This is a genomic window from Bacteroidales bacterium (assembly GCA_031275285.1).
In the GTDB taxonomy this organism is placed as follows: domain Bacteria; phylum Bacteroidota; class Bacteroidia; order Bacteroidales; family UBA4181; genus JAIRLS01.
This window is the reverse complement of sequence record JAISOY010000150.1, coordinates 1-8,243: the sequence shown is the minus strand read 5'-3', so window position 1 is coordinate 8,243 and position 8,243 is coordinate 1. Positions and strand designations below refer to the sequence as shown.

Annotated in this window: 7 protein-coding genes; 3 read left to right on the top strand and 4 right to left on the bottom strand. The window is 40.1% G+C overall.

The window, feature by feature from the left end; all coding sequences use genetic code 11:
* A partial coding sequence (locus LBQ60_15095; protein ID MDR2039247.1) for a hypothetical protein occupies positions 1 to 969 on the bottom strand: 969 nt, incomplete at its 3' end.
* Between the two features lie 331 nt (positions 970 to 1,300).
* Between LBQ60_15095 and LBQ60_15090 the strand changes: the two genes are divergently transcribed.
* Positions 1,301 to 2,008 carry a YggS family pyridoxal phosphate-dependent enzyme gene (locus LBQ60_15090; GenBank protein ID MDR2039246.1) on the top strand — a complete coding sequence of 236 codons (708 nt, stop codon included), beginning with the start codon at positions 1,301 to 1,303 and terminating at the stop codon, positions 2,006 to 2,008.
* Here the strand turns inward: LBQ60_15090 and LBQ60_15085 are convergent.
* The 3 genes from LBQ60_15085 to LBQ60_15075 all read right to left on the bottom strand — a co-directional run bounded on the left by LBQ60_15085 (position 1,995) and on the right by LBQ60_15075 (position 5,420).
* On the bottom strand, positions 1,995 to 2,687 hold the full coding sequence (locus LBQ60_15085; protein ID MDR2039245.1) for an aquaporin family protein: 693 nt from the start codon (positions 2,685 to 2,687) through the stop codon (positions 1,995 to 1,997). The genes LBQ60_15090 and LBQ60_15085 overlap by 14 nt on opposite strands.
* 52 nt (positions 2,688 to 2,739) lie before the next feature.
* Positions 2,740 to 4,227, bottom strand: a complete 1,488-nt coding sequence (glpK, locus tag LBQ60_15080) for a glycerol kinase GlpK (protein MDR2039244.1) — start codon at positions 4,225 to 4,227, stop codon at positions 2,740 to 2,742.
* 179 nt (positions 4,228 to 4,406) lie between these two features.
* Positions 4,407 to 5,420, bottom strand: coding sequence for a hypothetical protein (locus LBQ60_15075; GenBank protein ID MDR2039243.1), 1,014 nt, complete (start codon positions 5,418 to 5,420; stop codon positions 4,407 to 4,409).
* A gap of 457 nt (positions 5,421 to 5,877) precedes the next feature.
* Between LBQ60_15075 and LBQ60_15070 the strand changes: the two genes are divergently transcribed.
* Together LBQ60_15070 and gpmA are read left to right on the top strand one after the other, a co-directional pair.
* Positions 5,878 to 7,518: an AMP-binding protein gene (locus LBQ60_15070; GenBank protein MDR2039242.1), complete on the top strand. Its 1,641-nt coding sequence runs from the start codon at positions 5,878 to 5,880 to the stop codon at positions 7,516 to 7,518.
* A gap of 174 nt (positions 7,519 to 7,692) precedes the next feature.
* Positions 7,693 to 8,243: 2,3-diphosphoglycerate-dependent phosphoglycerate mutase (gene gpmA / locus LBQ60_15065; GenBank protein MDR2039241.1), on the top strand; the 551-nt coding region annotated here is incomplete at its 3' end.

Sequence of the window (8,243 nt, the reverse complement as noted above, 5' to 3'; positions counted from 1 at the left end):
TGTACGCGTGATGGTATAGTTGTTCGGACAGTTACCATCAGCACGAACGTCATTGACCGTGACGGTGATCTTATCCAAAGCACTACAGTTATCGGTGACCGTTACCGCTGAAGGATCGGCAGCAGGAACATTATTACAACTGACGGTGGTGTTGACCGGGACATTGCTGATGGACGGGGCTACATTATCTTCTACCGTGATAACCTGAACGGCAGTGGATGAGTTGCCGCATTCATCGGTGGCGGTCCATGTACGCGTGATGACATAATTATTCGGACAGTTGCCGTCAGTACGAACGTCATTGACTGTAACGATGATCTTATCCGAAGTGCTGCAATTGTCGGTGACTGTTACCGTTGAAACATCAGCAGCAGGAACATTATTACAACTGACGGTGGTGTTGACCGGGACATTGCTGATAACAGGATCCCCCTTGTCTTCAACAGTTATAATCTGACTCGCACTGGACTGATAGTTATACTTATCTACAGCAGTCCATGTACGTGTAATGGTATAGTTGTTAGGGCAATTACCGTCGGTACGGGAATCGGATACTGTTATTGTGATATCATTTTGTAAAGTACAACCACTAGTAACAGTTACAGCATTCTGGTCTACCGGAGGAATGTTATCACAACTAACGGTAATATCCGCAGGAACATCACTAATGACTGGTGGTAAAGGCAGCACTGTAACTTGAGTTTCACACACTTCTGAACCGGCAGCATCGGTTACCCTTAGATAAACCGTATGCGGAGATGTTGGAATATCATTACATAAAAAACCTATTGCAGAACCGTAAAAAAATCCATTTTCCGATATTTCATAAGAGTCTATTGTACAACTACTTGAACTTCCATCATTAATATCTGCTGGATATAAAGTTCCCTGACCGGCATTAGCATCCAAATAAACATTTATAGTAGGTTTACATTTTGCTGTAAGATCATCACAAGTCTGTGCTTTCACAGAATTGAAAGAACAACAAAACAGGCACCACAATATGATACCTTTAAAATAACAACACTTATATCCCAGGTTGCCCATTCTCTGCAATAAAAGCTTATTTTCTCGGTTATTGCTCAATCTTGATTGTCTCTATTCTACAAATATAGTGAAAGGTGAGAGCAATTGTAGAAAGCTTGCTTTCAAAAAATTGCCGAACCGCATCCTATATTCTACAAATATACGCACAAAATGATTAAAAGTTTCACAAATACGCTTTTATTGTACTGAATCTGATTGGTTATGAAGAATAAAAGCATTAATTTTATGGTTTTGAAAACCGGTATTCTTTATCATGGAACATATTTCAGAAAATATCCATCAATTAAGGTCGATCATTCCTCCTAATGTACAATTAATTGCAGTCAGTAAAACCAAAAGTATTGAAGAAATCCGGGAAGCCATACAAGCCGGTCAATTACGTTTTGGTGAAAATAAAGTACAGGAATTAACGGAAAAGCATCAACACTTATCCGGTGTGGAATGGCATTTTATTGGTCATCTACAAACCAATAAAGTAAAATATATTGCGCCATTCATACAGATGATACAAACAATAGATTCGCTCCGGTTACTGGAAGAAATCAATAAGCATGCGCAAAAACATAACCGGGTGATCGATTGTCTGATGCAGATACATATTGCCAGGGAAGAACAAAAATTCGGATTCTCCGAAAGCGAGATACTTCATTTACTTAAAAACCCAAAGCTAAAGGATCTAAATCACATTCGCATTTGTGGACTAATGGGTATGGCGACTTACACGGAAGATCAGAATATCATCCGTCATGAATTCCGGCACCTTGCTCAATTATTCAAACGGATCAAACAGGATTATTTTGCTTCGGAAGTATCATTTTGTGAATTATCCATGGGTATGTCCGATGACTATAAAATAGCCATTGAAGAAGGTGCCACCATGATACGGATAGGATCGACTATTTTTGGAAAAAGGATATATACAAAAAATGCTGCAGATCAGACAACGACTACAGACAATTAAATAATAACGCTGCCAACAGGGCACCGCAAACAGGACCGCAAACAGGTATCCATGAATATGCCCAATCGCTGTCCCTCTTTCCTTTTATCGGTAATATGGCATGTGCCAGGCGCGGCCCCAGATCCCTTGCAGGATTGATGGCATAGCCCGTAGTTCCTCCTAATGACATACCTATGGCCATGATCAGCAACGCAACAGGAAACGGCCCTGATATCTGGGAACCGGAAACTGATAAGATACCAAAGACCAATAAAAAAGTACCAATGACCTCGCTGACGAAATTATAGAAATAATTACGGATCGCTGGTATGGTACAGAAAACACCCAGTTTTGTATTTGGATCTTCTTCGACATCAAAATGAGGTTTGTAAAAAAGGTAAACCAAACAGCCCCCAACCGTTCCTCCCAATATCTGGGCTATAATATAACCGATCACATTCCCCTCAAATTTACCGGCCAAAGTCAAACCGATAGTTAAAGCCGGATTTAAATGCGCACCGGAATACGGGTCGGAGATAAATGCTGCAACAAAAACAGCCAGCCCCCATGCAATAGATATAACGATCCATCCGGAATTATACGCTTTCGTACCTTTTAAGCAGACATTAGCTACTACACCGTCACCCAAAAGTATCAGAATTGCTGTTCCGATAAATTCAAACAAAAGACTTTGGTCCATACGTCAATAATTGATGATTAAAATAAACTTAAATTTTATACAATAAATATTATTATTTGATCCATGAACGGGAGCGGTGCACTGCTTCACTCCATTTTCTCTTTGTCAGTTGCATATCTAATTCTTCATCCGGTTCAAAACGAGTATCGACCTTCCACTGTTCCTTTACTTCATTAATATCTTTCCAGTAGCCTACCGCCAGGCCGGCCAGATATGCAGCGCCCAATGCTGTCGTTTCGGTAATTCTCGGACGTACCACAGTTTCACCCAGCAGGTCTGCCTGAAACTGCATCAGTAGATTATTTATGGCCGCCCCTCCGTCTACCCTTAATTCTTTAAGCCCTACACCGGCATCCAATATCATGGCATTGATCACATCCATCGACTGGAAAGCAATGCTTTCAAGTGCTGCCCGGGCTATATGTGCAGATGTAGTGCCTCTGGAAATACCGATAATAGTTCCTCTTGCATATTGATCCCAGTAGGGAGCCCCCAAACCTGTAAGTGCCGGAACGAAATAAACATCCCCGTTATCTTCTACCTGGGAAGATAATTTTTCTATTTCGGAAGAAGAGTGGATAATTTTTAATCCATCCCTTAACCATTGTACAATCGCGCCACCGACAAATATACTCCCTTCCAGGGCATAAGTCGTTTTCCCATTCATCTGTAAAGCGATAGTAGTTATCAGATTATTTTTGGATGCAACTGGCTCTTCTCCGGTATTCATCAGGATAAAACAACCTGTTCCATAAGTGTTTTTTACCATCCCCGGCTCAATACACATTTGCCCGAACAGGGCAGACTGCTGGTCTCCGGCAATCCCTGAAATGGGAACTTTAGAAGCAAAGATGGTGGTTTTTGTATGTCCGTATATCTCACTGGATGATGCTACCCGGGGCATCATGCTTTTGGGAATACTGAACAATTCGAGTAATTCTTTATCCCACTCCAGATCCATGATATTGTATAACATTGTCCGGGATGCATTGGTTACATCTGTAATGTGTTGTTCACCATGAGTGAGTTTCCATACAAGCCACGAGTCTACTGTCCCGAAAGCGAGTTCTCCTTTTTCTGCTCTCGTACGTGCCCCTTCAACATTATCTAATATCCATTTTATTTTTGTTGCACTGAAATATGCATCAATGATCAATCCGGTTTTGGCTTTTATCTCGGGCAACCATCCTTCATTTTTCAATTTATCACAGTATTCGGAAGTCCTCCGGTCCTGCCAGACAATAGCATTATACACCGGTTCCCCGGTATTCCTATCCCATACAATGGTGGTTTCCCGTTGATTGGTAATGCCTATGCCGGCAATATTGGTCCCGTTGATCCCTATTTTAGTGATTGCTTCCGCTACAACGGCAGCCTGAGAAGACCATATTTCCTGAGGATCATGTTCTACCCAACCGCTTTGTGGAAATATCTGGGTAAATTCCTTCTGAGCAACAGAACGGATTTCACCTTTATGGTCAAAAACAATGGCCCTTGAACTTGTTGTTCCGGCATCCAGTGACAAAATATATTGTTCCATAGGTTTATTAAATTACTAAATGTTTTGCACCTCGTATAGTCAGCAAAAAATGTGTTTTTACGAGAAAAAGCAACTTATTTTTGCTAATAAATCATTTAAAACGAGAAATTGTCGATAAAATCACAAAAATATGCTACACAACAAAGGTATAAAAAATAATTCGCTGAAAGACCTACGTTCTACAGCTTATTTACAAAAACGCATTTAGCTACTGCATTTAAACTTCCATCCGTAAGATCTTGTACCACTCCGTTTTTCCAAAGTTTGGCAACGTTAATACGATGTTCATTGTACCCATATCCGGCGACATATACGTCGTTGCCGGACACGTAAACAGAGGTAGGTCTTGTCCAAAAAGTTCCATCGGAGAGATTTTGTAACTCCCCGTTTTTCCAAAGCTTAGCTATCATTACCGGAGATGTATCATATGCTAATCCTGCTACATATACATCTTTATTGTCCACATAAATAGATACGGTCCATGCGTTTATACTCCCGCTACTCAGGTCTTCCTGTACCACCCCGTTTTTCCAAAATTTAGCAACAATGCCACTTCTACCACCTTCCCAGCCGGCTACATACACATCACCTTCCGATACATAAACAGATGTAGCCGCAGCAGACAGAGTTCCGTCCGTAAGATTTTGCACCACTCCATTTTTCCAAAGTTTGGCAACAGAGTTACCTTGTGCATTGTTTTCCCGCCCGGCTACATAAACATCTTTGCCCGATACGAAAACGGATAATTCATCCCACGTATTGTACATTCCGTCTGTAAGGTTTTGTGCCTTTCCATTTTTCCAAAGTTTAGCAACGCTTCTGTTTTGTGCATTTCTTTCATATCCGACGACATACACATTGTTGCGCGATACATAGACTGAACTAGCCTCCGCATTGTAAGTTCCATCGGTAAGGTCTTGCGGCTTACCGTTTTTCCAAAGTTTAGCAACACCGATATTTTGTGCATTCATTTCCCCTCCACAAACATATACATCGTTACCCAACACGAAAACAGAAGAAGCAAAAGCGTTCCTTGTGCCGTCTGTAACATGTTGCTCTACTCCATTCTTCCAAAGCGCTGCCACTTGCTTTCCTTCAGTGGATATTGTAAATCCGGCTACATACACATCTGATTGTGCGAATGAGATTACTACAAAGAACAGTGTTAATCCTAATAAACAGAACTTTTTCATTTTCAATAGTTTTAATGTGCAATTATTTTATTAAATTATCTTTCAAACATCGAAATCATACATCAAATATGGAATTTATCTGATATCATGATCACCCGACACTTTCAGCCATTGCGACCCCCTACCTTTAAATTTTTCGCTTACCTTGATGTTGTAAATATAGTTAATGTTTTATGAAAAATAATCCTATAGGCAAAAACAAAAGTAAAAGCATCCGGCAATATAATATATTATTTAGGTCTAATCGTAAAAGATTTTATAAAAATATATTTTATATTTGCAAGCCAGATGGGCTATTTTCGAATAAAAAAGGCTTTATAAAACAATATAAAACACTGTTTTTCAAAAACTTAAAACTCGGCATGTTTTTTGTCAAATAATCTGTAACGTATTGATTCATTTGTTTAGTGATAATTTGAAAATACGAATATTGAGTAGGGTATTTTAGATTAATGATATGACACTTAAAGAACTTTTTAATCATAGTTGTGCAAAATTTGCCACCAGGACAGCAGTTTCCTTTGTCAATGGAAGCCCGCTATCTTACGCAGAGATGAAAGCAGAAGTGGATAAGACCATTGTATTACTTGGTCGCATGGGAATCCAAAAAGGGGATAAAGTGGCTATATTGAGTGCAAATATGCCCAATTGGGGCATTACATATTTTTCCATCGCAAGTATAGGGGCTATTGTTGTTCCCATACTTCCCGATTTTCATCCGGAAGAGGTGCAAAGTATTATGCAACATTCGGAAAGTAAAGCAATTTTTGTTTCTCAAAAACTTCAATCCAACATTGCCGATCTTCAGAGTGACAGCCTCACACACAAAATCGCTATTGAAGATTTCTCCGTACTTTCAGGCGAATTATTGGAAACACCTGTGAACATGGAGGTTGAGGTTAAAGATTCGGACATCGCATCGATCATCTATACTTCGGGTACTACCGGACGTTCGAAAGGTGTTGTCCTGACCCACAAAAACATTACCTTCGATACGGAAATGTGCCTTCATATACAGGATGTTCATGAAAACGACGTTTTCCTGTCCATCTTACCTTTATCGCATACCTATGAGAACACGTTAGGATTTATTCTTCCTATTATGCAGGGAGCATCCATTTACTATCTGGAAAAACCACCTACAGCAAGTGTTCTGGTCCCTGCAATGAAGAAAATAAGACCCACCACTATGCTAAGCGTTCCGCTGGTCATAGAAAAAATATACCGAAACCAGGTTTTACCGAAATTTACAGGAAAAAAATGGATGAAAGCTTTATATGAACATTTCACTCCTTTCCGTAAATTAATGCATCGATTGGCCGGAAAACAGCTAATGAAGACGTTTGGAGGACGGCTACGTTTCTTCGGAGTCGGAGGTGCCAAATTAGACAGTATTGTAGAACGGTTCTTATATGAAGCCCGTTTTCCATATGCTATCGGCTATGGTCTTACCGAAACAGCTCCCCTGATCGCAGGGGCTAATCCTTCCAAAGTGCATCAATTGGCCATAGGACCTGCCATGCACGGGGTACAGATAAAAATCGATCAGCCTGATCCTGTTTCCGGAATTGGTGAGGTGCTGGCTAAAGGAGATAATGTAATGCTGGGTTATTACAAAGATCCCGAATTGACAAAAAGTGTCTTTACTGAAGACGGTTGGTTCCGTACGGGTGACCTGGGATGTTTTGACAAGAAAAACAGACTTTACCTGAAAGGCCGGCTAAAAAATATGATCCTTGGTGCGAGTGGCGAAAATATCTACCCCGAGGATATCGAATCTGTCATCAATAATGTAAAAGGTGTTTCAGAGTCATTAGTACTGGAACAGAAAGGTAAGCTAGTGGCCATGGTCCACCTGAACTCAGAAGATCTTGAAAAGCAATACCAGCAAATGTGTGCTGATGCGATCAATTATTTTAACGAATGTAAGGATGAGTGGAACAAACAACTGGATGTTTTTCTCGAAGACCTTAAAAAATATGTCAACCACCGGGTCAACCGTTTTTCTCAAATTCATTCTGTAGTAGTGGTTCCTACTCCTTTTGAAAAGACCCCGACATTAAAAATCAAAAGATATTTATACGGACAAACCCAATAAGTTTTTAAACAGATAATAAAATGCAAAAGAGCAAGGAATCCTTGCTCTTTTGCATTTTATTACGAATCAGCAAAATGAACAAAAAATCACAGATTTCTTTTTTTAGAGCATTTTTTTTTGTTTCTTTGAGGAAAATATTTGAATATATAAAAATAAATTAATCAATAGTTTAAGATGAAAAAAGTCGTTTTGCTCCGCCATGGAGAAAGTACTTGGAACAAAGAAAACCGTTTTACCGGATGGACGGATGTTGACCTCTCTCCTACCGGAGTTCAGGAAGCTATGTCTGCCGGGAAAATATTGAAAGAGAACGGGTTTGTTTTTGAAAAAGCATTTACTTCCTACCTCAAACGTGCCATCAAAACTTTGAATCAGGTATTAGATGTAATGGATCTGGACTGGATTCCGGTAGAGAAATCATGGAGGCTGAACGAAAAGCATTATGGAATGCTACAAGGACTGAATAAATCCGAAACAGCGGAAAAATACGGAGATGAGCAGGTGCTTATCTGGCGGAGAAGCTATGATATCGCTCCTGATCCATTGGCAATGGATGATTCCAGAAGCCCAAGGGCCGACATCCGTTATAATGAACTGACAGATGCCGAAATCCCTTTAACCGAATCGCTGAAGGATACCGTTGAACGTATTGTTCCTTACTGGCAGGAAACCATTTTCCCATCTTTGAAACAATATGATCAGATTGTTGTCGCTGCTCATGGAAA